Source organism: Sphingomonas vulcanisoli (genome assembly GCF_011761305.1).
In the GTDB taxonomy this organism is placed as follows: domain Bacteria; phylum Pseudomonadota; class Alphaproteobacteria; order Sphingomonadales; family Sphingomonadaceae; genus Sphingomonas_I; species Sphingomonas_I vulcanisoli.
In genome coordinates this window covers 656,880-682,608 of sequence record NZ_JAAOZC010000001.1, presented here as the reverse complement: position 1 = coordinate 682,608, position 25,729 = coordinate 656,880, and the positions used below count along the sequence as shown (strand labels likewise).

Annotated in this window: 27 protein-coding genes; 17 read left to right on the top strand and 10 right to left on the bottom strand. The window is 65.2% G+C overall.

Annotation, left to right across the window (positions count from 1 at the left end):
* Positions 1 to 73: 73 nt before the first annotated feature.
* From FHS31_RS03225 to FHS31_RS03215, 3 genes are all read left to right on the top strand, one after another.
* Entirely contained in the window at positions 74 to 1,555 is a 1,482-nt protein-coding gene (locus FHS31_RS03225; protein WP_167071867.1) for a leucyl aminopeptidase, read from the top strand.
* Positions 1,556 to 1,644: 89 nt separating this feature from the next.
* On the top strand, positions 1,645 to 2,067 hold the full coding sequence (gene ndk / locus FHS31_RS03220; RefSeq protein ID WP_167071866.1) for a nucleoside-diphosphate kinase: 423 nt from the start codon (positions 1,645 to 1,647) through the stop codon (positions 2,065 to 2,067).
* A gap of 53 nt (positions 2,068 to 2,120) precedes the next feature.
* Positions 2,121 to 2,738, top strand: a complete 618-nt coding sequence (locus FHS31_RS03215; protein ID WP_167071865.1) for a TMEM175 family protein — start codon at positions 2,121 to 2,123, stop codon at positions 2,736 to 2,738.
* On the opposite strand, the gene FHS31_RS03210 is transcribed toward FHS31_RS03215, so the two are convergent.
* The 4 genes from FHS31_RS03210 to purM all read right to left on the bottom strand — a co-directional run bounded on the left by FHS31_RS03210 (position 2,727) and on the right by purM (position 5,548).
* Positions 2,727 to 3,359: a hypothetical protein gene (locus FHS31_RS03210; RefSeq protein WP_167071864.1), complete on the bottom strand. Its 633-nt coding sequence runs from the start codon at positions 3,357 to 3,359 to the stop codon at positions 2,727 to 2,729. The two genes, FHS31_RS03215 and FHS31_RS03210, sit on opposite strands and share 12 nt — an antisense overlap.
* Complete coding sequence (locus tag FHS31_RS16705; protein WP_167071863.1) at positions 3,356 to 3,724, bottom strand: MmcQ/YjbR family DNA-binding protein; 369 nt, start codon at positions 3,722 to 3,724, stop codon at positions 3,356 to 3,358. The genes FHS31_RS03210 and FHS31_RS16705 overlap by 4 nt, the downstream gene beginning before the upstream one ends.
* Positions 3,721 to 4,290: a phosphoribosylglycinamide formyltransferase gene (gene purN, locus FHS31_RS16700; protein ID WP_341786274.1), complete on the bottom strand. Its 570-nt coding sequence runs from the start codon at positions 4,288 to 4,290 to the stop codon at positions 3,721 to 3,723. Before purN ends, FHS31_RS16705 begins: the two co-directional genes overlap by 4 nt.
* A 166-nt stretch (positions 4,291 to 4,456) precedes the next feature.
* Positions 4,457 to 5,548, bottom strand: coding sequence for a phosphoribosylformylglycinamidine cyclo-ligase (gene purM / locus FHS31_RS03195; RefSeq protein ID WP_167071862.1), 1,092 nt, complete (start codon positions 5,546 to 5,548; stop codon positions 4,457 to 4,459).
* A gap of 196 nt (positions 5,549 to 5,744) precedes the next feature.
* Here purM and FHS31_RS03190 point away from each other — a divergent pair, with 196 nt between their 5' ends.
* Genes FHS31_RS03190 through FHS31_RS03175 form a run of 4 tightly spaced genes read left to right on the top strand, consistent with a single transcriptional unit; the run spans position 5,745 to position 11,306 of the window.
* Positions 5,745 to 6,962 carry a heavy-metal-associated domain-containing protein gene (locus FHS31_RS03190; protein WP_167071861.1) on the top strand — a complete coding sequence of 406 codons (1,218 nt, stop codon included), beginning with the start codon at positions 5,745 to 5,747 and terminating at the stop codon, positions 6,960 to 6,962.
* Positions 6,959 to 7,591 (top strand): HdaA/DnaA family protein, encoded by a 633-nt coding sequence (locus FHS31_RS03185; RefSeq protein ID WP_167071860.1) that lies wholly within the window; start codon positions 6,959 to 6,961, stop codon positions 7,589 to 7,591. Before FHS31_RS03190 ends, FHS31_RS03185 begins: the two co-directional genes overlap by 4 nt.
* Before the next feature lie 10 nt (positions 7,592 to 7,601).
* Entirely contained in the window at positions 7,602 to 9,773 is a 2,172-nt protein-coding gene (locus tag FHS31_RS03180) for an RNA degradosome polyphosphate kinase (protein WP_167071859.1), read from the top strand.
* A gap of 45 nt (positions 9,774 to 9,818) precedes the next feature.
* Entirely contained in the window at positions 9,819 to 11,306 is a 1,488-nt protein-coding gene (locus FHS31_RS03175) for a Ppx/GppA family phosphatase (RefSeq protein WP_167071858.1), read from the top strand.
* Positions 11,307 to 11,465: 159 nt separating this feature from the next.
* Here FHS31_RS03175 and rnd read toward each other — a convergent pair whose 3' ends face one another.
* On the bottom strand, positions 11,466 to 12,632 hold the full coding sequence (gene rnd, locus FHS31_RS03170) for a ribonuclease D (RefSeq protein ID WP_167071857.1): 1,167 nt from the start codon (positions 12,630 to 12,632) through the stop codon (positions 11,466 to 11,468).
* A 155-nt stretch (positions 12,633 to 12,787) separates the two neighbouring features.
* On the opposite strand from rnd, the gene aspS reads away from it, so the two are divergent.
* Positions 12,788 to 14,605: an aspartate--tRNA ligase gene (aspS, locus tag FHS31_RS03165; RefSeq protein ID WP_167071856.1), complete on the top strand. Its 1,818-nt coding sequence runs from the start codon at positions 12,788 to 12,790 to the stop codon at positions 14,603 to 14,605.
* Positions 14,606 to 14,727: 122 nt separating this feature from the next.
* A complete protein-coding gene (locus tag FHS31_RS16780; protein WP_167071855.1) occupies positions 14,728 to 15,138 on the top strand; it encodes a GFA family protein in 411 nt (136 codons plus the stop codon).
* Between the two features lie 114 nt (positions 15,139 to 15,252).
* On the opposite strand, the gene FHS31_RS03155 is transcribed toward FHS31_RS16780, so the two are convergent.
* Together FHS31_RS03155 and FHS31_RS03150 are read right to left on the bottom strand one after the other, a co-directional pair.
* Positions 15,253 to 15,744, bottom strand: a complete 492-nt coding sequence (locus FHS31_RS03155) for a GreA/GreB family elongation factor (protein WP_167071854.1) — start codon at positions 15,742 to 15,744, stop codon at positions 15,253 to 15,255.
* An 89-nt stretch (positions 15,745 to 15,833) separates the two neighbouring features.
* Complete coding sequence (locus FHS31_RS03150; protein ID WP_167071853.1) at positions 15,834 to 16,502, bottom strand: GcrA family cell cycle regulator; 669 nt, start codon at positions 16,500 to 16,502, stop codon at positions 15,834 to 15,836.
* Between the two features lie 64 nt (positions 16,503 to 16,566).
* On the opposite strand from FHS31_RS03150, the gene FHS31_RS03145 reads away from it, so the two are divergent.
* Positions 16,567 to 17,394 (top strand): ABC transporter permease, encoded by an 828-nt coding sequence (locus FHS31_RS03145; protein ID WP_167071852.1) that lies wholly within the window; start codon positions 16,567 to 16,569, stop codon positions 17,392 to 17,394.
* A gap of 57 nt (positions 17,395 to 17,451) precedes the next feature.
* Here FHS31_RS03145 and FHS31_RS03140 read toward each other — a convergent pair whose 3' ends face one another.
* On the bottom strand, positions 17,452 to 17,607 hold the full coding sequence (locus FHS31_RS03140) for a YdcH family protein (protein WP_167071851.1): 156 nt from the start codon (positions 17,605 to 17,607) through the stop codon (positions 17,452 to 17,454).
* A 267-nt stretch (positions 17,608 to 17,874) separates the two neighbouring features.
* A complete protein-coding gene (gene radC, locus FHS31_RS03135) occupies positions 17,875 to 18,561 on the bottom strand; it encodes a RadC family protein (RefSeq protein WP_167071850.1) in 687 nt (228 codons plus the stop codon).
* Positions 18,562 to 18,778: 217 nt separating this feature from the next.
* Between radC and FHS31_RS03130 the strand changes: the two genes are divergently transcribed.
* From FHS31_RS03130 to FHS31_RS03105, 6 genes are all read left to right on the top strand, one after another.
* Positions 18,779 to 20,440 carry a hypothetical protein gene (locus FHS31_RS03130; RefSeq protein ID WP_167071849.1) on the top strand — a complete coding sequence of 554 codons (1,662 nt, stop codon included), beginning with the start codon at positions 18,779 to 18,781 and terminating at the stop codon, positions 20,438 to 20,440.
* Positions 20,441 to 20,571: 131 nt separating this feature from the next.
* Positions 20,572 to 20,889, top strand: coding sequence for an AtpZ/AtpI family protein (locus FHS31_RS03125; protein WP_167071848.1), 318 nt, complete (start codon positions 20,572 to 20,574; stop codon positions 20,887 to 20,889).
* Between the two features lie 36 nt (positions 20,890 to 20,925).
* Positions 20,926 to 21,714, top strand: coding sequence for a F0F1 ATP synthase subunit A (locus FHS31_RS03120; RefSeq protein ID WP_167071847.1), 789 nt, complete (start codon positions 20,926 to 20,928; stop codon positions 21,712 to 21,714).
* A 31-nt stretch (positions 21,715 to 21,745) separates the two neighbouring features.
* A complete protein-coding gene (locus FHS31_RS03115; RefSeq protein WP_167071846.1) occupies positions 21,746 to 21,976 on the top strand; it encodes a F0F1 ATP synthase subunit C in 231 nt (76 codons plus the stop codon).
* A 66-nt stretch (positions 21,977 to 22,042) separates the two neighbouring features.
* Positions 22,043 to 22,537, top strand: a complete 495-nt coding sequence (locus FHS31_RS03110; protein ID WP_167071845.1) for a F0F1 ATP synthase subunit B family protein — start codon at positions 22,043 to 22,045, stop codon at positions 22,535 to 22,537.
* 10 nt (positions 22,538 to 22,547) lie between these two features.
* Positions 22,548 to 23,114 (top strand): F0F1 ATP synthase subunit B family protein, encoded by a 567-nt coding sequence (locus tag FHS31_RS03105; protein WP_167071844.1) that lies wholly within the window; start codon positions 22,548 to 22,550, stop codon positions 23,112 to 23,114.
* A 9-nt stretch (positions 23,115 to 23,123) separates the two neighbouring features.
* Here the strand turns inward: FHS31_RS03105 and FHS31_RS03100 are convergent, their stop codons facing one another.
* Positions 23,124 to 23,669: a DUF4337 family protein gene (locus FHS31_RS03100; protein WP_167071843.1), complete on the bottom strand. Its 546-nt coding sequence runs from the start codon at positions 23,667 to 23,669 to the stop codon at positions 23,124 to 23,126.
* Between the two features lie 49 nt (positions 23,670 to 23,718).
* Between FHS31_RS03100 and uvrC the strand changes: the two genes are divergently transcribed.
* Positions 23,719 to 25,635: an excinuclease ABC subunit UvrC gene (gene uvrC / locus FHS31_RS03095; protein WP_167071842.1), complete on the top strand. Its 1,917-nt coding sequence runs from the start codon at positions 23,719 to 23,721 to the stop codon at positions 25,633 to 25,635.
* Positions 25,636 to 25,729 lie beyond the last annotated feature (94 nt).

Here is a 25,729-nt window from a genome sequence, read left to right as displayed (position 1 = left end):
CACGCGCCGAACCGCTTTGACAGGCGAGGCGAGAGGCCTAAGAACGCGCGCTTGATCGCTGAAAGGCCCTTGCTTGCTTACCATCCGTTTCGCTGTTGATCGTCCCCAGGCGGCTCCTGTCGTCGTCCTGCCCGTGCTTTCGGGTGAGGGCGCGGGGCGGGCGCTGCCGGCGTCGCTGAAGGGCGGCGAAGCAGTGGTGGCGGCGGCGATCGCTAGCGCGCGCTTCACCGGCGAGGCGGGGAGCCTGGTCGAGCTGCACCTGCCGGAGGGCGCTGGCGTCACCCACCTGCTGATCGTCGGCGTCGGCGCGGCGCGCGATGGCCTGAAGGCCGGCGGCGCGATCGTCGCCAGGTTGCTGACCTCGGGCGCCGCCGGCGCGGTCGTCGATCTTTCGCACATCGCCACCGCGGATCGCGCCGCGCTCGCCGCGGGCATCGCCGAGGCCGCGAGCCTGCGCAGTTGGCGGCTGGACACCTACCGCACCAAGCTCACCGACAAGCAGAAGCCCAGCCTCACCGAGCTCACGATCGTCGCGGGCGATCGTATCGAGGAGGCCAAGGCCGCCTGGAAAAGCCGCGAGGCGGTGGTCGAAGGCGCCGCCTTCACGCGGATGCTGGTCACCGAGCCCGCCAATCTGCTCTATCCGCAAAGCTTCGTCGAACTGGCGATGTCGGGCCGCGAGCTCGGACTCGAGATCGAGGTGCTGGGCGAGCGCGAGATGCGCCTGGCGGGCATGGGCGCGCTGCTCGGCGTCGCGCAGGGTTCGGAGCGTGAGGCGCAGCTGCTCGTCATGAAATGGGACGGCACCAACGGCGCGGTCAAGGAACCGACCGCCTTCGTCGGCAAGGGCGTCACCTTCGATACCGGCGGCATCAGCCTAAAGCCTGGGCCGGGCATGGAGGATATGAAGTGGGATATGGGCGGCGCGGGCGCCGTCACCGGCGTGATGCGCGCGCTGGCGGCGCGCAAGGCGCCGGTCCATGTCGTCGGCATCTGCGGGCTGGTCGAGAATATGCCCGACGGCAAGGCCCAGCGGCCGGGCGATGTCGTCACCACCATGTCGGGCCAGACGGTGGAGGTGCTCAACACCGATGCCGAGGGTCGGCTGGTGCTGTGCGATGCGCTGACCTGGGTGCAGAAAAGGTTCGCTCCCAAGACGATCGTCGATCTGGCGACGCTGACCGGCGCGATGATCGTCAGCCTCGGCCATGAATATGGCGGCATCTTTTCCAACGATGACACTCTCGCCGAACAGCTGACGGCCGCGGGCAAGACGGCGGGCGAGAAACTCTGGCGGATGCCGATGGGCGATGCCTATGACAAGATGCTGGAAAGCCCCATCGCCGACATGAAGAATATCGGCCCGCGCGAAGCCGGATCGATCACCGCCGCGCAATTCATCAAACGCTTCATCGATGATGGCGTGAAATGGGCGCACCTCGATATCGCCGGCATGGTCTGGGCCGCCAAGCCCGCCGCGCTCTACGATAAGGGCGCGACCGGCTATGGCGTCCGCCTGCTCGATCAATGGGTTCGGGACGTGCTCGAGGGGTGATCCTCAGCATCGCACGGGTTGCCACCGTCCGACCCCCCCGCTAGAGGCGCGCCCATCTCAACAAGACCTATATGGAGTAACGGATCGCCATGGCGACGACCCGCACCTTTTCGATCATCAAGCCCGATGCCACGCGGCGCAACCTGACCGGCGCCGTTACCAAGATGCTGGAGGATGGCGGCCTGCGCGTCGTCGCCTCCAAGCGTATCCAGATGACCAAGGAGCAGGCCGAGGGCTTCTACGCGGTCCATAAGGAGCGTCCGTTCTTCAACGATCTCGTCAGCTTCATGATCTCCGGCCCGGTCGTCGTGCAGGTGCTCGAGGGCGAGAATGCGATGCAGCGCAACCGTGACATCATGGGCGCGACCAACCCCGCCAACGCCGAAGCCGGCACGATCCGCAAGGAACTGGCCGAATCGATCGAGGCGAACTCGGTCCACGGGTCTGACAGCGACGAGAATGCCGCGATCGAGATCGCCTATTTCTTCAAGCCCGAAGAAATCGTCGGCTAAGCTTGGCTTTTCCAATGCTCCCCGGTTAGCGTCGCGCTGACCGGGGGGACGATATGCAATCCAAACTGCTCGAACGGCTGGTCTTTTTCTCCGACGCCGTCTTTGCGATCGCGATCACCCTGCTCGTCGTCGAACTCAATGTTCCGCACGTAGCCCCCGGCCCGGACGCCACCCAGCGCGCGCTGCAGGCGCTGGCAAGCGAGACGCCCAAGTTCGCGGGCTTCTTCGTCAGCTTCCTGGTGATCGGCGCCTTCTGGAACGCGCACCACCGCGTGTTCGGTCTGCTCGCCCGGCACGATCCGCATCTGGTCTGGGCCAATCTGCACCTGTTGATGATGATCGCCTTTCTGCCGTTCGCGACCGCCTTCATGAGCGAGAATGTCGAACAATCCTTCCCGAATATCTTCTACTCGTGCTGCCTGATCGTTATCGCATTGCTGCAGATCCGGCTGTTCCGGCTGGCATTGCGCGCCGAGAACCGCTTGCCGGAAGTCAGCGATGCGCAGGTCGCTGCGATCATGCGCCGATCGTTGAGCGTGCCGATCGCGGCGGGGATTGCCATCGTTGGCTGCTTCTTTTGGCCGAGGGTTTCGATGTTCGGCTTTCTAGCAGTACCCGTTCTGGTCCGTATCCTTGGCCGCGAGCGGCCGCCGCAGTCCTTAGCGCCCTGACGAAAGCTCCGTTTTCCAGGCCGCATCGATCGCCTTCTGGCCGCTGCGAATGTCTTTAGAGGCGGCGGTCCGCGACAAGCCGTGGAGCTTGATCCGCGTTCCGGAAAGGAAGCTCGTGTCGGTGGTATAGCCGATTACGTAGCGATCGAGCGCGGTGCGCGAATCGCCATCGGCGGTGAAGCGGCTCTCGATCAACACGGGCAGGCGCGCGTCGCCGGTCTCGTCCTTGAGCCCGGCGGCATGGCGCGCCTTGGCGACGGCGCTGGCAAACCAGTCGCGCTCGATCCGGGGATCGCCCGAGGTCTCGATCGGATCGATGCCCAGCGCGGCGGGAAAATGGATGGTCTGCGAATCGATGCTCTGCCCCTCGGCCCGCGCTGCGAGCTCGAGAACGCGGCCATCATGCGCCGGGGTGCCCTTGAGCAGCAGCGTGGCGGCGAGCTTGCTGCCCTTGGCCTGCTCCGCCTGATGCTGCGCCTCGCTGGTGGTGCGTTCGCGGTAGCTGTTCCAGAAGGTCAGGGCCGAGATGACCACGGCGGCGATGCCGAGCAACTCGCCGAGCGTCAGCCAGCGGCGGCGGACGCGCGCGGCTTCCGCCTTTTCACGCGGCGTCTCGCTCATTCGCGCAATAGCTTCGCGGGCGCGACGTTGCGCCAGCTTGCCGCGACCTTGTCTGCGATCATGTCCCAATCCGTCCCCATCACATCGGTACGGATAGCGATCCAGCCTGAATGCCCGATGTAGGCCGGGCGATAATAAAGCTCGGGATCCAGATCGATCAGCATCTCCTGCTCCTCGATGCCCGAGAGCTTGACCATCACCGCGCTGGCATCGTCATGGTGATGATCGTGCCAATATTGGGCGAACAATTTGCCTTTCTCGATGAAGAACACCGGCTGGCCGTGCGAGAGCTTTTCGGCGGCGTGCGGCAGCGCCAGCGCGATCGCGCGCAGTTTGACGAGATCGGCTTCGGGATCGGGACTCATCGGCGGATCAGCTCGGCGAGCGCCTGCGGATAGAGCTTATGCTCCTCGATCAGCACGCGCCGGGCGAGCGCCTCGGCATCGTCCCCTTCCAGCACGGGCACTTCGGCCTGGGCGAGGATCGGGCCGTCATCGAGCTCGGCGGTGACGAGATGGACGGTCGCGCCATGCCGCGTCTCGCCGGCGTCGAGCACACGCTGGTGGGTATCGAGGCCCTTGTAGGCAGGAAGCAGCGACGGGTGAATGTTGACCATCCGCCCCGCCCAGCGATCGACGAAGGCGGGCGAGAGCAGCCGCATGTAACCAGCCAGCGCAACATATTCGACACCCGCATCGCGCAGCGCGCCATCGACCAGCGCATCGAATTCGGCGCGCTTCATGCCTTTGTGCGAGGCGGCGAACTGGGGGATGCCGTTGGCGGCGGCATAGGCCAGCCCCGCCGCATCGGGCACGTTGGAGACGACCAGCGCGACCTCGTAGGGGCAGTCGGATGCATGCGACGCCTCGATCAGCGCCGCCATGTTGGATCCCCGCCCCGAGATGAGGATACCGACGCGGGCCTTTCCCACTTACCCTCTCCCCTTGTGGGAGAGGGAAGGGAGAGGGGATCGCGCAAGCGGGCTCGATGCCCGATTGCGCGAATAGGGAAGTGCGCCGCCATCTATCGAGCGAACGGGCATCGAGCCCGTCCGCCCGATCCCCTCTCCCACAAGGGGAGAGGGAGTTCTGGTGCGCTTAGGCATGATGTTCGGCGCGCCAATCGGCGCGCGCGCTCCAAGTTTCGACGGAGCCCTTCACCGAACAGCCGCGCTGCCCTTCCACGATCTCACCGATCCCGAACACCGTCTCCCCCGCCGCCTCCAGCGCCGCGGCCACGGCATCCACCTCATCCGCGCGCACCACCGCGACCATGCCGATGCCGCAGTTGAAGGTTCGCGCCATTTCCTCCGACTCGATATTTCCCTGCGCCTGCAGGAACGCCATCAGGCGGGGCAGGGGCCAGCGATCGGCGTCGATCTCGGCGCGCAGCCCCTCGGGCAGCACGCGGGGCACATTTTCCAGCAAGCCGCCGCCGGTGATATGCGCCAGCGCCGCGATCCGGCCTTCACGCACGAGCGGCAGCAGGCTCTTCACGTAGATGCGCGTCGGCTCCATCAGCCAATCGATCAGCAACCGGTCCGGATCGAACAGCGCGGGGCGATCGAGCTTCCAGCCCTTGTCCGCCGCCAGCCGCCGCACCAGCGAGAAGCCGTTGGAATGGACGCCCGAGGACGCCAGCCCGAGCAGCACATCGCCCGCTTGCACTTTAGTCCCCGTCAACGCCTGCGCGCGCTCCACAGCGCCCACCGAAAAGCCGGCGAGGTCATAGTCGCCCTCGGCATACATGCCCGGCATCTCGGCGGTCTCGCCGCCGATCAGCGCGCAGCCGGCGATGCGGCAGCCTTCGGCGATTCCCGCGATCACGCGCTCGGCAATGCCGTTGTCCAGCTTGGCGCAGGCGAAATAATCGAGGAAGAACAAGGGCTCGGCGCCCTGCACGATCAGATCGTTTACACACATCGCGACGAGATCGATGCCGACCGTATCGTGGCGCCCGCTGTCGATCGCCAGCTTGAGCTTGGTGCCGACGCCATCGTTTGCGGCCACCAGCAGCGGATCGGAATAGCCCGCCGCCTTGAGATCGAAAAAGCCGCCGAACCCGCCGATCTCGGCATCCGCGCCGGGCCGCCTGGTGGCGCGCACCAGCGGCGCGATAGCCTTCACCAGCGCATTGCCTGCCGCGATCGAGACGCCGGCCTTGGCGTAAGAATAGGAATCTTCGGTCATCTATCTCCAATCCTCCCACGTAGGGGGAGGTGGCATCGCGAAGCGATGACGGAGGGGTATCGCCCTCTCGAGAGCGGAATACCCCTCCACCATGCTGCGCATGGTCCCCCTCCCCTTGCAGGGGAGGATCAATCTGACCGCCCCTAGACACATCCCCCTTGGATTTCCACGGGCGTTTCGCCAGAAGCACATCCGAATGACGCGCCGCCGCCGCATAATCCTCGCCACGGGAACGGCGGTCGCCCTCGGTCTGGCCGCCTGGGGGCTCGCGCAGATCGAAGGTAGCGATCGCGGCGTGCCGCCGATCGACAGCGCCGCCAATTATGAAGTCGGCGGTATTCAGGTCGATGTCGTCGGCAAAACGGCCGAGCAGGCGCGGATGGTCGGCTGGCGGCTGGCGCAGCGGCGCGGCTGGCAGCAGCTCTGGGCCAAGGCGAACAATCTGCCTGCGAACCAGGCGCCCAACCTTTCCGATGGCCAGCTCGATCAGGTCGTCGCCGGCGTTTCGGTCGAAGACGAACAGATCGGCGCGCACCGCTATATCGCGCGGCTGGGCGTATTGTTCGATCGCGGGCGCGCGGGCGATCTGCTCGGCGCGCACGGCGGCGGGCCGCGATCGGCACCGACCTTGGTGATTCCCGTGATGTGGTCCGGCGGTGTCGCGCAGAGCTTCGAGCATCGCACCGATTGGCAGAAGGCCTGGGCGCGCTTCCGCTCCGGCGGCAGCCCGATTGATTATATCCGGCCGGTGGGCACCGGGCTCGATCCGCTGCTGCTCAACGTCGCGCAGGCGGGACGGCCCGGGCGCGGCTGGTGGCGGATGATCCTCGATCAATATGGCGCTTCGGACGTGGTCGTGCCGACCGTCCATCTCGAGCGGCGCTTCCCCGGCGGCCCGGTGATCGCCCACTTCATCGCCTATCACGGCCCCGATTCGAAGGAGGTCGCGCGGTTCGATCTCGTCGCACGCGACAGCAACGATCTGGCGCGGATGCTGGACGAAGGCGTGCGGCGGATCGATCAAGCCTATGCCGACACTTTCCGCGAAGGCGGCCTGATCGCCGATCCCACATTGGTCGCCGAACCTGCTGCGGTGAAGGATCTCGGCGAGGAAGCTGCGACCGAGGAGACCGGTGATGCTGGTGCGACCGCCGCGCCCGCGACCGGCGGCCCGGTGCAGACCTTCACCATCCAGGTCGAAACCCCCGACGCCGCCACCGAAAGCGCGATCGAGCAGGCGGTGCGCGGCCTGCCCGGCGTCAAATCCGCAACTACCCCCAGTCTCGCGCTCGGCGGCGTCTCGCTGATGCGCGTCGAATTCGCCGGAGACGTCGCCGCGCTGCGCGCCGCCGCCTTCGGCGCGGGGCTGCAGTTGCGCGATGACAATGGAACGCTGAGGCTGCGGCGGCAATGAGCTTAGCGGCCGGCCAGATCGCGCTGCCGCTCGATTGGCCCGCCGGGGATGACGAGCGCGATTATGTCGTCTCGGCCTCCAACACGGCGGTTGTCCGGCATTTCGAACATTGGTCGCTGTGGCCGGTGATGGCGACCGTGCTGACCGGCCCGCGCAAATCGGGCCGCAGCCTGCTCGGCCGCATCGTCGCCGCGCGAACCGGCGGCGAACTCTATGACAATGCCGAGGTTGTGGACGAGGAGACGCTGTTCCATGCCTGGAACCGCGCGCAGGAGCGCAGACGCCCGCTGATCCTGATCGCGGATCGTCTGCCGCCGGAATGGACGATCGCGCTGCCCGATCTGCGCTCGCGGATCGCCGCGACGCCGGTGGTCTCGATCCCCGATCCGGATGAGGAATTGGCGACCCGGCTGATCGAGAAGATGGCGCATGACCGCGGCCTGGCCGCGCCGCCCGAACTGCTTCGCTATCTCGGTCCCCGGATCGAACGCAGCTATCTCGGCATCCACCACACGCTGGAGGCGCTCGACGAACTCGCACTCCAACGGCGGCAGGGCCTGACCGTCCCGCTCGCGCGGCGGGCGCTGATCGCGATGGGCGTCATCGACGAGTCGCACGCAAACGGCTAGACTGGGGGCTATGGATCACATCAATCCGGTTCCCATTCAGGATGATGGCGCCGCCGACGACGCGCCGCCGCCGCCGCTCCCCCTCAAGGAGCGCTATTTCAACCGCGAGCTTTCGTGGATCGAGTTCAACCGGCGCGTGCTGGATGAGGCGTGCAATCCCGCGCATCCGTTGCTGGAGCGCCTGCGCTTCCTCTCCATCTCCGGCAACAATCTCGACGAATTCTTCATGGTTCGGGTCGCCGGCCTCAAGGGCCAGCAGATGCAAGGCATCGAGGATCGCTCGCCCGATGGGCTGACGCCTTCGCAGCAGCTCGCGGTGGTCGCCGAACAGGCGGATCTGCTGACCGACGTGCAGCAGACCGTCTGGTTGACCCTGCGCGAACAGCTCGCCGCCGCCGGCGTCGCGGTGCTGGTAAAGGATCAGCTCGTCGGCGAGACCGCGGCCTGGCTGGAGAAGCATTTCCGCGAGCAGATCTTCCCGATCCTCACCCCCCAGGCGCTCGATCCATCGCACCCGTTCCCCTTCATCCCCAACAAGGGCTTCACGCTGCTGTTCGATCTCAAACGGCTGTCCGATGGCGAGCCGACGCGCGAGCTGATCATGCTGCCCTCGACGATCAAGCGCTTCGTCCGCCTGCCGGGCGATACCGCGCGCTATGTTGCGATCGAGACCTTGATCAGCCGCTTCACCGATATCCTCTTTCCCGGCTACGAAATGCTCGGCGAGACCAGCTTCCGCGTGATCCGCGACAGCGATCTGGAAGTGGAGGAGGAGGCCGAGGATCTGGTCCTCTACTTCCGTTCGGCGATCAAGGCGCGGCGGCGGGGCCGGATCATCCGCCTCGAACCCACCCCCAACATGCCCGAGGCGCTCGCCACTCTGGTGCGCGAGGAGATCGGCACGGCGGAGGACGTGATCGTCGATACACAGGAATTTCTCGGCATCACCGATCTCGCCGAGCTGGTCGAGGAAGACCGGCCCGATCTCAAATTCCCGCCCTACACGGCGCGCTTTCCCGAGCGAATTCGCGAACATGGCGGCGATTGTTTCGCTGCGATCAAAGCCAAGGACATCATCGTCCAGCACCCGTACGAATCGTTCGATGTCGTCCTCGCCTTCCTCCGCCAGGCCGCCGCCGATCCCGATGTCGTCGCGATCAAGCAGACGCTGTACCGCGCCGGCAAGCAATCGGCGGTGATCCGCGCGCTGATCGATGCCGCCGAGGCGGGCAAATCGGTCACCGCGGTGGTCGAGCTCAAGGCGCGCTTCGATGAGGAGCAGAATATCAACTGGGCCGAAGCGCTGGAGCGCGCGGGCGTCCAGGTGGTTTACGGCTTCATCGATTGGAAGACGCACGCCAAAGTATCGATGGTGGTGCGGCGCGAGGGTGATCAATTCCGCACCTACTGCCACTTCGGCACAGGCAATTATCACCCGATCACCGCGCGCATCTACACCGATCTGAGCTTCTTCACCGCCGATCCGCGCGCGGGCCGCGATGCCGCGCAATTGTTCAACTACGTCACTGGCTATGTCGAGCCGCGCAACCTCGAGATGCTCACGCTCTCGCCGCACGGCCTGCGCGACAAGCTTTCCGATCTGATCGATGCCGAAATCGATCACGCCCGCGCCGGGCGCGAGGCGGCGATCTGGGCCAAGCTCAACAGCCTGGTCGATCCCGCGATCATCGAGAAACTCTATCGCGCCAGTGCGGCGGGCGTGGAGATCGATCTGGTGGTGCGCGGTATCTGCTGCCTGCGCCCGGGCGTGCCCGGCCTGTCCGACAATATCCGCGTCAAATCGATCGTCGGCCGCTTCCTGGAGCATAGCCGCATCATGTGCTTCGGCAACGGCGCGGATCTGCCCAATCCGGATGCCAAGATCTACATCTCCTCGGCCGACTGGATGCCGCGCAATTTCGATCGCCGCGTCGAATATCTGCTGCCGATCGAGAATGACACGGTCCACGCGCAGGTGCTCGATCAGGTGATGGTCGCCAATCTGATGGACGATGAGCAGAGCTGGTGGCTGGAGGCCGACGGCAGCTATGAACGCGCCGCGCCCGCCAAGCGCAGCTTCAACCTCCACCGCTATTTCATGACCAATCCCTCGCTTTCCGGCCGGGGTGCGGCGCGCAAGCGGGGCGGGGCGGTGCCCAAGCTGAAGCTCAACCGCGACTGATCATAGCTTTCGCCCGGCGCTTTTGCCCGCTAACCTGGGTTACGCATGGCCGCCATCCCGCTCCTTAAGCCGAAGGCCCATGCCGGTCCGCTCGGCATCATCGATATCGGCTCCAATTCGATCCGCCTCGTGATCTACGAGGGCGCCAACCGCATCCCATCGATCCTGTTCAATGAGAAGATCATGGCCGGGCTCGGCCGCGGGCTGGCCAAAAACGGCGCCCTCGATCCCGAAGCGGTGGAGCGCGCGCTGGCCGCCCTGGCCCGCTTCCGCCGTCTGGCTGAGGATATGGGCGTCGGGCTGCTGCGCACCGTTGCCACCGCCGCGGTGCGTGACGCCAGTAACGGCCGGGCGTTCATCGATGAGCTAGGCGCGATGGGCCTGCCGGTGGAGCTCATCACCGGCGGCGAGGAAGCCAAGCTCGCGGGCCACGGCGTGCTCGCGGCGATTCCAGAGGCGGACGGCATCGTCGGCGATCTTGGCGGCGGCAGTCTGGAGCTGATCCGCGTCCGGCGCGGCGAAGTGGGCGAGGGGATATCGATGCCGCTCGGCGTGCTGCGGCTGAGCGCGCTCAAGCTCGATTCGGCGCGGGTCGATCGCACGCTGGACAAGATGCTCACCAAGGGCGGCTGGCGGGAGGATGCGCGCGGCAAGCCTTTCTACCTCGTCGGCGGATCATGGCGCGCGCTCGCCCGGCTGCACATGGTGCTGAGCGATTATCCGCTGCCGATCATCCACCATTATGCTTTCGCGCCCAGCGAGGCGCGGCGGCTGGTCCGCGCGCTCGGTCAGTTCGATTCCAAGCGGATCAAGGAGTTGGCGGGCATCGCCTCCTCGCGCGTCGCGACCCTCGGCCCCGCCGCCAGCCTGCTCGCCGCGCTGGTCCGGCGGATCGAGCCTTCGGAGCTGATCGTCTCCTCCTACGGCCTGCGCGAGGGCCTGCTCCACCGCAGCCTGCCCGCCGATGTCCGCGCGCAGGATCCCTTGCTATGTGCCACGCGCGACGAGGGCATGCGGCAGGGCCGTTTCCCGGAGCATGGCGATCTGCTCGATCAATGGATCGCACCCTTGTTCGCGGGCGAGCCGCAGGAATTGGCGCGGCTGCGGCACGCAAGCTGCCTGCTCGCCGACGTCGGCTGGCGCGCGCATCCCGAATTCCGCGCCGAACGCGGCGTCGAGACCGCGCTGCACGGCAATTGGGTGGGCGTGGATGCTCCGGGCCGCGCCTTGATGAGCCAGGCGTTGTTCACTCATTTCGGCGGCGAGGGTCTGGCGCCGCGCGTCGCTGAGATGATCAGCGCCGATCTTTGCAATCGCGGGATGCGCTGGGGGCTGGCGATGCGGCTCGGCCAGCGGCTCTCGGGCGGCGTCGCGGGGCCGCTCAGGGAAAGCCGGCTGCAGATCGATCAGGAAAGCCTGGTGCTGGAACTGCGCGGCGAGGATGTCGCGCTGTACGGTGAGGCGGTGGAGCGGCGGCACAAGACGCTGGCGGCGAGCTTCGGGCGGCGCGCGGTGGTGCGGCGGATCACCTGACCTCCCCTCCCTGCAAGGGAGGGGATTGAGGGGTGGGTGCGCGCGTCTGCGCGCCCAAAGAATCCTCAAACGCTCGCCAAAGCTACGTTCGGGGCATCGAGCCCGTCACTCTGCAACCCACCCCCTAACCCCTCCCTTACAGGGAGGGGGATATCGAGGTTACCCCAGCTCGCTCATCACCATCTTGCCGCCCTTGACGCTAAAGCCCGTGCGGCCTTCCACCAGCGCCAGCGCATCCTTGCCGAACACCTCGTAGCGCCAGCCCTCCAGGATCGCCAAACCCTCGCGCTGGCCGGCGGCAAGCGCATCGATGTCGTCGCTGCGCGCGATCAGTTTGGAGGCGACATCGGCATCGCGCGATCGCACCTTGAGCAGCAGCTTCAACAGGTCCGCCACCAGCGCACCATCCTTGCCGAGGCCGGGGCGGCGATCCTCGCGCGCGGGCATTTCCTCTTCGGACAGCGGCTTGGCGCCCTCGATCGCCGCGATCAGCCGCGCGCCGATGTCATTGCCCGCCCAGCTCGATGCCAGCCCGCGCACCTTCGCCAGATCCGCCTGACTGCGCGGCGGGTGCATGGCGAGATCCGCGATCGTCTCATCCTTGATCAGCCGGCCGCGCGGCAGATTCTTCTTGCGCGCCTCGCGCTCACGGAAGCCCGCAATCGCCTTGAGCCGGCCCAGCACATCGGCCTTGCGGGTCGGCACCTTGACGCGCTGCCAGGCCAGATCGGGATCGTTGACATAATGGGCGGGGTCGGCGATCCGCTCCATCTCCTGATCGAGCCAGGCGCCGCGCCCGGTCTTGCGCAATTTCTCCAGCATGCGCGGGAAAATCTTCACGAGGTGCGTGACGTCGCCGATCGCATAATCGATCTGCCGCTTGTCGAGCGGGCGGCGGCTCCAGTCCGTGAAGCGCGCGCCCTTGTCGAGCTTCACGCCGGTCATGCTCTCGACGAGGTTCGAATAGCCGACCTGCTCGCCCATCCCCAGCGCCATCGCCGCGATCTGGGTATCGAACAGAGGGTGCGGCGTGGTGCCGGTGAGATTGTAGACGATCTCGAGATCCTGCCCGCCCGCGTGGACGACCTTGAGCACATCCTCATTCTTCACCAGCAGATCGAGCAAAGGCTGCAGATCAATTCCCGGCGCCAGCGGATCGATCGCCGCGGCTTCCTTGTCATCGGCGATCTGGACGAGGCAAAGTTCGGGCCAATAGGTGTTCTCGCGCATGAATTCGGTATCGACTGCCACGTAATCGCTCTTGGCGAGGCGCTGGCAGAGGGCGGCGAGGGCGGCGGAATCGGTAATCAGCGGATGGATTTGCATGTCATCCCTCCCATAGCGCGCGCTGGCGGGTTGACAAACGGGGGGTGGAGCGGAAAGCGCCGCACCATCTTAAATCGTCATTCCCGCGTCGGCGGGAATCCCTTGTGCCGGTCCGTCGATAGCGCGGCGACGGCGCGCCGAACGGAAATTTAGACATGCACGCCTACCGTACCCACACCTGCGCCGCTTTGAGCGCCTCCTATGTCGGGCAAGAGGTCCGCCTCTCCGGCTGGGTGCATCGCAAGCGCGATCATGGCGGCGTGCTCTTCATCGATCTGCGCGATCATTATGGGCTGACCCAAATCGTCGCCGACAGCGATTCGCCCGCCCTGCCCGTGCTGGAGAGCGTGCGCGTGGAATCGGTCGTGACGATCAATGGCGTGGTCAAGGCACGCAACGCCGCGACGGTGAACGCGAACCTTGCCACCGGCGAAATCGAGGTGTTCGCAAAGAGCGTGACCGTGCTTTCCGCAGCGCAGGAACTGCCCCTGCCGGTGGCGAGCGAGGCCGATTATCCCGAGGATATCCGCCTGCGCTACCGCTTCCTCGATCTGCGCCGCGACACGCTCCACGCCAACATCGTCAAGCGCACCAAGATCATCGCGGACATGCGCGCGCGAATGACGGAGGTGGGCTTCACCGAATATTCGACGCCGATCCTCACCGCCTCCTCGCCCGAGGGCGCGCGCGATTTCCTGGTGCCGAGCCGCATCCATCAGGGCAAATTCTACGCGCTGCCCCAGGCGCCCCAGCAATATAAGCAGTTACTGATGGTCGCGGGTTTCGATCGTTACTTCCAGATCGCGCCCTGCTTCCGCGACGAAGACCCCCGCGCCGATCGCCTGCCCGGCGAATTCTACCAGCTCGATCTCGAGATGAGCTTCGTCACCCAGGAAGACGTCTGGAACACGATGGAGCCGGTGATCGCGGGCGTGTTCGAGGCGTTCGCCGAGGGCAAGCCGGTGACGCCCGCAGGCAGCTTCCCGCGCATCCCGCACAGCGAGGCGCTGCTGAAGTACGGATCGGACAAGCCCGATCTGCGCAACCCGATCGAGATCACCGACGTCACCGATCATTTCGTCGGCTCGGGCTTCGGCATCTTCGCCGGCATCGTCGAGGGTGGCGGCGTGATCCGCGCCATCCCGGCGCCAGGCGCGGGCGCGGGCAGCCGCAAATTTTTCGATGACATGAACGTCTGGGCGCGCGGCGAAGGCTATTCGGGGCTCGGCTACATCAACATCAAGGATGGCGAGCCCGGCGGCCCGATCGCCAAGAATCACGGCCCGGAAGCAACTGCCAAACTGATCGCCGCGCTCGGTCTCGGCCCCAATGACGGCGTGTTCTTCGCCGCGGGCAAGGAAGCGCAGGCCGCCAAGCTCGCCGGCCTCGCGCGCACTCGTACCGGCGAGCAGCTCAACCTGATCGACAAGGATCGCTTCGCGCTGTGCTGGATCGTCGATTTCCCCTTCTATGAGTATGACGAAGAGGAGAAAAAGGTCGATTTCGCACACAACCCCTTCTCGATGCCGCAAGGCGGCTTGGAGGCGCTGCAGATGCAGGATCCGCTCAGTCTCAAGGCATATCAATATGATATGGTCTGCAACGGCTATGAGATCGCAAGCGGATCGATCCGCAACGAATCGCCCGAGACGATGGTCAAGGCGTTCGAGCTCGTCGGCCTCAGCCAGGCGGACGTCGAGGAACGCTTCGGCGGCCTCTACCGCGCCTTCCAATATGGCGCGCCGCCCCACGGCGGCATGGCCGCGGGGGTCGACCGCATCGTGATGCTGCTCTGCGGCGTCCACAATCTCCGCGAAATCACGCTCTTCCCGATGAACCAGCGCGCAGAAGATCTGCTGATGGGCGCGCCTTCATTGGCTAGCATGAAGCAGCTGCGCGAGCTGGGGGTGCGGGTGGTCGAGCAGCCGGTGGCCAAGCCCGTGCCGCAGGTGGTCGCGCCCGACGCCGGGTGAGCCTGCTTGTATCGGACAATCAGCAAATGACCCAAATCTGTCGGCATGTCCGCATCTAACGCTGTGGATTGCAGACCGACTGCGATCAGCTCATCCTCGGTTGAAGATTTAAGAGGCACAGTATGAATGCGGAATGCCAATGCGGCCAGCTCTCCGTCGTGTGTTCTGATACAGTACCCGCACCGGGACCAGTAGTTTGTCACTGTGTCGCGTGCCAGCGGCGCACAGGATCGCCATTCGGTGTTGTCGCTTATTATTCGGCAGATCAGATCGTCGCCACTGGCGAGGCGAAGCGGTTTGCGCGATCGACCGATGAAGGCAATCGCTTTGAGGCCTATTTCTGCCCCAACTGTGGATCAACAGTTTACGTTAAGTCAGGAAAGCACCCGACGAAGATTGGCATTCCTATCGGCGCGATCGCTGATCCCAGCTTTCCGACACCAGTGCGATCGGTTTGGGAGCAAACTATGCACGCATGGGTCACAATGCCGGGCGATGTGCAACACTATCCGAGGGGACGTGGGAAACCTTGAACACCCGCCGCCTTGCAGTTTTAAGGAAGCTAACCCAACCATCATTCCACCTGCATGGAACGGTCGCCGATAGCTGCCATTCTCTCCGCCCATAAGATGAGGCGACTACCGCAATCACGCCCGATATCGGATCGCCACGACCTCATATTCCTTCTCGCCACCGGGCAATGTCACCCGGCGCAGATCGCCCACCACAGCCCCGCGCAACGCACGCGCGATGGGCGAGCGCCAGCTGATCCGGCCTGCGGTGGCATCGGCTTCGTCTTCGCCGATCAGGGTCAGGGTGCGGTGGTTATCATCCTCGTCGGTGATCGTAACCGTCGCGCCGAACCAGACGCGGGCCTTGTCTGCCTGCTGCGCCGGATCGACCAGCTTCACCGCCTTCATCCGGCGGGCGAGGTGGTTGAGTTCGCGATCGATCTCGCGCAGCTTCTTGCGGCCGTAGATATAGTCGCCATTCTCGGAACGATCGCCATTGCGCGCCGCCCAGCTGATCACCTCGACCAGCTTGGGGCGCTCATCGCTAAACAGTTGCTCATAGCGGGCGCGCAGCGCGGCGTAGCCGGCGGGGGTGATCGGGCTGGCCTCGCGGGGCTCGTCAGCCATCGACGCCTGCTCTCACCACCGTTCGTGTCGAGCGTAGTCGAGACACGTCCCTCGACTTCGCTCGGGACAAACGGACCATGGGGAGGACCTTAGCGTACCCGCGGCGCGCCGTAGGGCAGGGGCGGGGGCGGGCGGCGGTCGCGGCGAGGGAGCTGCGCCTGGTACGCGACCGAGCAGTGCGCCAGGCAATAGGGGAAGCCCGGGTTCACCTGATCGCCGCAAAAGTGAAAATCGGGCTCGCCGGGATGGCCCAGCGGCCATTTGCAGATGCGGTCGTTGAGTTCGAGCAGGCTGGTCTTGCTGGCGATCTCCGCCGAGGGCTTGGCCGGGACCAGGCGGCGCGGCGGCGCGGGTGGGATCGGAGCCTGCTGCTCATGCGGATTCTGGCGCTGGAAGCCACCGGGGCCGATCGAGCGCATCACAGGCGCGGGCGGCGCATCGGAGACCGGCGCGCTTGCCGGCGCGGCAGGGGCCGCAGCGGGCGGCGCGGGCTTGGGCGCCACGGGCTCCGGTGCGCTCACCGCGGCGACGGGCGCAGGCTTAGGCGCTGGCGGGGCTGCTTCAACCTCGGCCTCGGCTGCGGACGCGGCCTCGCCGCCCTTCACGGGCGAGGGACGCGACTGCAGGCCCAGGCGGTGCGCCTTGCCGATCACCGCGTTGCGGCTGACGCCGGTCAGCGCCTCAGCGATCTGGCTGGCGGTCATTCCGCCCTCCCACATCTGCCTAAGCTGTTCGATCCGTTCGTCCGTCCACGACATTTTTGGCTTCCTTGCCTTGTTCATGAGGCTTGCCGCCGGGTGCGGGCGCGCTTAGGCGCGCTCCATGCCCGAAACCTCGGTAAATCCACAGCGTCCCGCACCCGGCGTACCGGTGATCCCTGTCATAAACTGGGGGGGACTTTCCGCCCTCTATGTGAAGGAGGTGCGGCGTTTCTTCAAGGTGCAACTCCAAACTGTCTGGGCGCCGGCCTTTTCCGCGCTGCTGCTGCTGACGGTTTTCTCGATCGCGTTCGGGCGATCGGGGCAGAAAGTGATGGGCGTGCCGTTCGGGGCGTTCGCCGCGCCCGGGCTGATCGCGATGGCGATCATGCAGGCGGCGTTCGCCAACGCCAGCTTCTCGCTGCTGGTCGGCAAGATGCAGGGCACTATCGTCGATTATCTCATGCCCCCGCTGTCGAGCGGCGAGCTGCTGGCGGCGCTGACCGGGGCGGCGATGACGCGGGCGATCCTCGTCGGGCTCGTCCTTTGGATGGCGATGCTGTTCTGGCCGGAAACGCGGCTGATCCCGGTCCATCCTCTGATCGCGATCCTGTTCGGGCTGCTCGGCGCGCTGATGCTGTCGCTGCTCGGCGTGCTCACCTCGATCTGGGCGGACAAGTTCGATCACAATGCGACGGTGACAAATTTCATTGTCCAGCCGCTGTCTTTGCTGTCCGGCACCTTTTATTCGATCGAAGGGCTGCACGGCGCCTTCCGCGCCTTCAGCCACGCCAATCCGTTCTTCTATGTGATCTCGGGCTTCCGCTACGGCGTTCTGGGATCGACGGACAGCAATGTCGCGACGGGATCGCTGGTGCTGGTAAGCGTCAATGTCGTGCTCGGCGTGCTGTGCTACGTGCTGCTCCGCCGCGGCTGGAAATTGAAGAATTGATGGAGCCGCCGCCCCCGCCGCTCGTCTCGGAGCGTGGGGCGGCAGACCGGCCGACTATCAGAGCCGCGCCAGGGCTTCCTTGATCTTGAGCTTCTGCTTTTTCAGCATGTGCATCAGCACCTCGTCGGGGCGCGGCCGGCGCGATTCGCTCGCGATGCGGGCGTCCAGAGAGGCGTGTTTGGCAACCAGTGCGGCTGAATGGGAATCGCTCATCGACTCATTCCTCCTATGCTCAAGGGGGAGTGAGTAAATCACGCTTCGGGCCCGCTGTCTCGCGCGTTTTATGGCATTGCGATGACATGGATCGAACGCGCGATCAGCGCCGCGGACAGAAGGCGGATAGCCGTCATCGAATTCCTCCCTGCAAGGGGAGGTGGCGCGAAGCGCGTCGGAGGGGTATCCCGCAATCGTGCGGGGGACACCCCTCCGCCAGGCCTTCGGCCTGCCACCTTCCCTTGCCCGGGAGGATAAGGTCGATCGCTAAATCAGCCCGAGGCCACGCAGGCTGGCATGACCGCTTGCGCCGATCACGACATGATCGTGGACCTGGATGCCGAGCGGCTTCAGCGCCGCCACCATCTCGCGGGTCAGGGCAATGTCTTGCCGGGAGGGAGCAGGATCGCCGCTGGGATGGTTGTGGACCAGGATGATCGCCGCCGATCCGATCTCCAGCGCGCGCCGCGCCACCTCCCGCACATAGATCGCCGCCTGATCGACCGATCCTTCCGAAACCATCTCGTCGCGGATCAGCATGTTGCGCGTGTTCAGGTGCAGGACGCGCGCACTCTCGGTCATGCGGTGCGCCATCGCGGCGTGGAGATAGTCTGTCAGCGCCTGCCAACTCGAAAGGACGGGCCGATCGGCCGCCTGCTGCTTCAACAGCCTGAGCGCCGAGGCCTGCGCGATCTTGAGCACGCCGATCGCGGCTTCCGAAACGCCCGCGGCGCGCAAGGTCGGCGTATCGGCGGTGAGCAAGGCGCCCAGCGTGCCGAATTCGGCGATCAGCCGCCGCGCGATCGGCTTTGTATCGCGCCGTGGAATGGCGATCATCAGCAGATATTCGATCAGCTCGTGATCGAGCAGAGCCTCCGGCCCGCCCTCCACCAGCCGTTCGCGCAGCCGCGCGCGATGGCCGCTCGCGTCATGGCCGGGATCGATCTCGCTCATCGCGAAATCCTAGCGTCGCGGGACGGTGCGAGTCGACTCTGCGCTAGACCGAAGATCGACGTTATTGATTGGTAAATTGATAGGCTATAGGCATTGTCCAAGAAAAGATCCCCGAATCTCTAGCGAACAAATTAGTTAACCGGCGGTTTATACCGTTGGGTAATAAAAGTATTTCGCCAATAGATGTAGGTTTCGTACTCGTCACAAAGGATTGATCATGCCCGCCCCGGTCAGAAAACCCGTTGCCGTGATCGTCGGCTTGCTTGTCGCGGCATGTGGCTCCGGAGCCTTGCACATCGCCGGCACCAATAAATCCGTGACGACAGCGGTTTCTGCGGTCGGCTCGGTCGTCGGTCTGCCGGGGGTCAACCCGCTCTATCCGAAAACGGGCATGAACCTTGCCGCGCTGGCCAATTACAGCGGCGAACTGCCGCTGATGGACCGCTTTAAGATGGGCGGGGCGTGGATTGTACGCGGCGGCGGCGCTGTCGATCCCAGCCAGCTGAACGGTGACGGCTGGCCGATCGCCATGCCCGCCACCGGCTATTGGGAGATCAACATTCCGCTCGATCCGCTTTCCGCCAACACCTCCACCGAATATGTCGTCCGGTGGAAGGGCACCGGCACCGTCGTTGCGGGGATCGTCAATGTCGAATCGCGCGGCGATCATCAGCTGAAGTTCGTCAATGTTTATGGCTCGGCGCTGATCGACATTACTGCCACCGATCCCAACGATCCGATCCGCGATATCACCGTGCTCCGCTCGGATCAGGTCGCCGATTATGACTCAGGTAAGGTCTTCACGCCCGATTTCGTCAATCGTGTGGTCAAGCCCTTCGCCGCTTTCCGCACAATGGATTGGGACCAGATCAACAACAGCCAGGAGATCAATTGGGCCGATCGGCAGAAGCCAGGCGATGCGCTCTGGACGCGGATGCCGCTGGAATTGGAGGTGCGGCTGGCCAATGAGGCGGGCGTCGATCTTTGGAAGACGATCCCCGCGCACGCCAGTGACGATTACGTCCGCCAGACGCTGAGCTATATCAAGGCGAACCTTTCGCCCACGCTCAAGCTCCACCTCGAATATAGCAATGAGGTGTGGAACGGCAGTTTTGAACAAAATCGGTGGGCGGCGCAGCAGGCGCAGACGATGTGGCAGACCACGCAGTGGGCCGCGAACACCTATTATGGCTATCGCGCTGCGCAGATCGCTTCGATCGGCTGGAGCATCTTCGGCAGCGGATCGGCACAATTCCGCCCGGTCCTCGGCGGCTGGTACGGCTGGACGGGCACCGAAGTCACCGATGCGATGGCCAAGGGTGTCAGTTTCGCCAACGTCGGCACGATCGGCAGCCTGTTCCGCGAATATGCGGTCGCGGTCTATTTCGGCGATGCGCTGGGCGCGCAGCCAGGCAATGAGGCGGATCGCGCCGTAGTGCTGGGCTGGGCCAACGATACGACAGGCAACGGCCTCACCCAGGCGTTTCAGCAGCTGGCACATGGCGGCCTGCTGCAGGCGGCGGGGACGTCGCTGGACGATGCCAAATATAATTATGAGCCCAAGCACGCTGCCTGGGCCAAGGCCAATGGCCTCGCGCTGGTCGGCTATGAAGGCGGTCTGTCCTTCTATTATTTCATGGCCGATCCGGCGACCAAGCCGATCCTCACCAATTTCTTTGCCCGGCTGATCGCCGATCCACGGATGGGACAGCTTTATACGCGCTGGCTGCAGGATTTCTCGGCCAACGGTGGCCAGTTGATGGAGAATTACGACGACGTAAATCTGCTGTCCGAATATGGACCGTGGGGATCGCTGGATACGATCTATGCGCCGGATACCCCCCGCTACACCGCACTTCGCACCGCCGCAGGGCTCTGACCGGCGACGGCGCGCATCCGCCGATCGTCACAGTAAGTTGACTTGAGGGTGACCCTTGCTAAAGGGACGGCGCCTGACGGGAGTGCCCGCCGGTGCGGCCAGACCTCCCCGGCGACAGGAGAGGTTACGGCATGCCGGAGGATACAACCGGACAGGATCCGATCGGTGGGGACGCTCGGCTGACCGAGCTTGATGCGCGGCTCAAAGCCGCCGCCAAGACCGAGAAGATCAGAAGCGGCACGATGCGACCCGGCCCTGACAAGGGCTATAAACAGGGAAGCCGCGTGCTCGCCGAATTGATCGCGGGTCCGGTCGGCGGAGGAGTGCTCGGCTGGCAGTTAGATGGCTGGTTCGGCACCTCGCCCTGGCTCCTTTTGGTATTGCTGATCCTCGGATCGGTGGCCGCCATCTGGATCATCGTCAAGAATTCGAGCCAGCGTCCGGAGTGATCCGGGCGCTGCTCTGACAAGAATAGGGAAGCAAGCGTGGCGGCTGAGGGGCCCGGTATCGATCCGATGCACCAATTCCTGGTAGAGCCCATGATGGGGCACCGCCTGGTCGTCGGCGGCTATGACATAAGCTTCACCAATTCGGCGCTGTTCATGGTCATCGTCTTCGTGGCGCTGTGGGTATTCATGCTCGGCGGCATGCGGCGCGCGCTGGTTCCCGGCCGCTGGCAGGCCGCGGTGGAAGGCGTCACCACCTTCGTCACCAACATGATGGATACCAACATCGGGCCGAACGGGCGCAAGTTCACGCCCTATGTCTTTTCGCTGTTCATGTTCATCCTGTTCGCCAATCTGATCGGCCTGTTCCCGCTCGGCATCGTGCCCGGCTTGCATCCGTTCACCATCACCAGCCATATCTCGCTGACCGCGATCCTCGCTTTCTTCAGCTTCGGCATCGTCGTCGTCGTCGGCTTCGCCAAGCATGGCCTGCACTTCTTCTCGCTGTTCGTGCCGCACGGCACGCCCTGGTACATCGCCATCCTCGTCGCGCCGATCGAGTTCATGAGCTTTCTGGTGCGGCCGTTCAGCCTCGGACTGCGACTGTTCGTTGCGATGACCGCCGGACACATCCTGCTCGATGTGTTCGCCAGCTTCGTCGTGCAGGGGCTCAATGCCGGTCCCGGCATCGGCTGGGTGGTCAGCCTGCTCTCCTTCGTCATGATCGTCGGCGTTTCCGCGCTCGAGCTGCTGGTCGCGGCGATCCAGGCTTATGTGTTCGCGCTCCTCACGTCGCTCTATCTGAACGACGCGATCAACCTCCACTGATATATCAGATAGTTAGAAGGGAAGACTTACAATGGATCTCGCATCAGCAAAGGTCATCGGCGCCGGTCTCGCGGCGATCGGCGTCGGCATGGCCGCGATCGGCGTGGGCAACGTTTTCGGCTCGTTCCTCGAGGGCGCGCTGCGCAATCCGGGCGCGGCTGACGGCCAGCAGGGCCGCCTGTTCATCGGCTTCGCCGCCGCCGAGCTTCTGGGCCTGATCGCGTTCGTCGTCGCAATCCTGATCCTGTTCGTCGTCAAGTAAGCTTGGGCGGAGGGGCCGCGTTGGCCTCCCTTTCGCCTCACCTTAGGTAGTCAGCCCGGGAATCCGATGCCTCAAATAGACCAGATCGCCGCCATCTATGCGAGCCAGCTCTTCTGGCTCGTGCTGGTGTTCGCGCTCATCTATTTCGGCATCGGCAGGGCGATGCTGCCGAAGATCCAGCGGACGGTCGACGATCGCTCCGCCAAGATCAGCGGCGATCTTGCTGCGGCCGAAGCGGCGCGGGCTGCGGCGGATGCTGCCGAGGGCGCCTACCTCGCTAAGTTGAATGACAGCCGCGGCAAGGCCCAGGCTCAGGCCGCCGCCGCCAAGGCGCAGGCGACGCTGGCCACCGAGCAGCGGCTCAAGAGTGCCGACGCGCAGATCGCCGAACGCACCTTCCATGCCGAGCGGGCCTTGGCCGATCGGCGCGATGCGGCGCTCGGCGAGATCGAGGGCGTGGCGATCGAAGCCGCGCAGGAGATCGTCGCGCGGATTACGGGCAAGGCGGTCGATCACAAATCAGCAGCGGCGGCGGTTGCCGACGCAATGGTTCGGGGCTGAGGAAGAGCAGATGGCACACGTCACCGGCACCCAGCTCAACGCGACCACGGTCGCACAGCCCGAAAAGATCGAGCATGCGGAAATGACCGCGCTCGGCCTGCCGCCCGGCGGCTGGGTCGCGCTGTCGATGATCGTCGTGCTGGCGATCGTCATCTGGAAGAAGGTGCCCGCCGCGATCGGCGCCGCACTCGATCGCCAGATCGCCGCGATCCGCACTCAGCTCGATGAAGCCAGCAAGCTCCGCGCCGACGCCGAAGCGCTCAAGGCCGAATATGAGACCAAGGCCCGGCAGGCCGATGCCGACGCCCAATCGATCCTCGATCACGCCCAAGCGGAAGCCGCGCTGATCGTCGCCAAGGCCAAGGAAGACGCCGAGACCCTGGTCGCGCGCCGTGGCCGCATGGCCGAAGACAAGATCGCTGCCGCCGAGCGCGCCGCGATCGCCGAACTCCGCGCCAAAGCGGCGACCGCCGCCGCCGCCGCCGCCGCCACCCTCATCGCCGAAACCCACGATGCGGGCAGCGACAAGGCGATGGTCGACAAGACCATCACCGGCTTGGGTCAGCGGCTGAACTGACGCGCTCTATTACGTCAGCCAGCCGATAATCATGTTCGGATGGATCGGCAGCTGCGCGAAGCCCGCGACCGCGAACAGGATCGACAGCGCGCCGGTCGCCCAGCCGAAATAGAGCAGCCCCCACAACTCGACCAAGGCGGCGATCGCGGTCGTCGCCAGCGCGATCGAGGCGAGGCCGTCCGAGAGATCGAATTGGTCGTCCCGGTAATTGTTATGGTCGTAATCGTCCTGTGCTGCCTGGGCGGCCTGCTTCAGATCGGCTGATTCCTTCTGATATTTCGCGGTCTCGACCTGCGCCTTGGCCGCTGCGGCCCCGCCGCTCGCCGCCGCAATCTCCTCCATGTGGAGCTTGACCCGCGTCGCCTGATATTCGTTCCAGGTATCGATGCGGTTGGCCTGCGCCTGCTCCATATTCTGGACGATATTGCCGTCCTTGATGTTGACCAGCGCCATCGAGACGCTGAGAATCACCACCGTCGTCGCCACGCAGCGGTTGAGCCGTTTGTCGTGGATCAGGCTCTCGTCGATCTCGGGAAGTTCGGGCGCTTCGCTCATATGCTCTCCGGTGCTGGCGCGGGGCCGTTCGGCTCCTTAAATCAGCCCCGTGACCGAGACCAGCGACCGCTTCAACGAAGAGAAGGCGGCCTACGCCGTAAAGGGTGCCGAGGCGCCCGATATCGAGGCGGGGGTCGCGGCAATTCGCAACGTTTTGAAGACGCTGCCGGCGCGGCCTGGGGTCTATCGCATGACCGATGCGCGGGGCGACGTACTCTATGTCGGCAAGGCGCGCGCCCTCAAGAACCGCGTCACCAATTACACCCAAGTCGCGCGGCTGCCCCGGCGGCTCAGCCGCATGGTCGCGCAGACGCGCGGGCTGACGGTTGTGACGACCAATACCGAGGCCGAGGCGCTGCTGCTGGAGGCGCAGCTGATCAAGCGGTTCCGGCCACCCTACAATGTGCTGCTGCGCGACGACAAAAGCTTCCCCTTCATCCTGCTGCGCGAGGATCATGCCTTCCCGCGCGTCCAGCTCCATCGCGGCGCGCGGCGCGCGAAGGGGCAATATTTCGGCCCATTCGCGGGGGCGGGGGCGGTGCGCAAGACGCTGACCGCGTTGCAGAAACTGTTCCTGCTGCGCTCCTGTACGGACAGCTTCTTCAACAATCGCGATCGGCCCTGCCTGCTCTACCAGATCAAGCGCTGCTCGGCGCCGTGCGTCGACCGGATCAGCGCGGCGGATTATGCCGAGCTGGTCGGCGATGCCGCCGATTTCCTCTGCGGTAAATCGACCAAGGTGCAGCAGAAGCTGGGTGCTCAGATGGCGGCGGCGGCCGAGGCGATGGATTTCGAATCGGCGGCGGTCATGCGCGATCGGCTCCGTGCGCTGACCTTCATCCAGGGCACGCAGACGATCAATGCCGAGGGCGTGCAGGACGCCGATCTGTTCGCGCTCGCCTGCCGTCAGGGCCAGATCGGCATCCAGGCCTTCTTCATCCGCGGCGGCCAGAACTGGGGGCATCGCGCCTTCTTCCCGACGCACACCGCCGAAGTGCCCGAGGATGAGGTATTGGCGAGCTTTATGATGCAGTTCTACGAGGAGGTGCCGCCGCCGCGCCTGATCCTCGTCGATCGCGAACTGCCCGAGCGGGAGCTGATCGCCGAGGCGCTGAGCGAGCGCGCCGAACGCAAGGTGCAGCTCAAGACCCCCCAGCGCGGCGAGCAACGCAAGCTCCTCGCCCAGGCGACGCGCAATGCCGAGGAGGCGCTGGATCGTCGCCTCGCGGAGGGCGCGACGCAATCCAAGCTGCTTCGCGAGGTCGCGGATCTGTTCGAGCTGGAGGCCGTGCCCGGTCGCATCGAGGTCTATGACAACAGCCACATCATGGGCACCAACATGGTCGGCGGGATGATCGTCGCGGGGCCGGAGGGTTTTCGCCCCGGCCAATATCGGAAATTCAATATCAAGCGCCCCGACACCGCCCCCGGCGACGATTTCGCGATGATGCGCGAGGTGCTGGAGCGGCGGTTCGCGCGGCTGGAGCGTGACGATCCCGATCGCAAATCCGGCGAATGGCCCGATCTGCTGCTGATCGACGGCGGCAAGGGCCAGGTCTCGGCGGTCTACAAGACGATGGAGGAATTGGGCGTCCACGATGTCCCGATCGTCGGCATCTCCAAGGGCCCCGATCGCAACGCCGGGCGCGAGCATTTCCATCTGCCCGATGGCCGCGAATCGATGCTGCCGCCGGGATCGCCGGTGCTCTTCTATCTCCAGCGCCTGCGCGACGAGGCGCACCGATTCGCCATCGGCGCGCACCGCACGCGCCGCGCGGCGGCGTTAACCAGCAGCCCGCTCGATGAGGTTCCCGGCATCGGTCCTGCGCGCAAGAAGGCGCTGCTGATGCATTTCGGTACGGCCAAGGCGGTACGGGGTGCGGCGCTGGAGGATCTGCAGCGTGTGCCCGGCGTATCGGCGGCGATGGCGCGCGCGATCCACGATCATTTCCATCCGCGCGGTTAACCTTGCCTTTTAGCCGAACGGTCACGGTCCCGCGCTAGAGAGAGTTCAGCGGCGGCACAGACCGCCCTAGTATGAGTGGCGTGCCTTTCCCGAT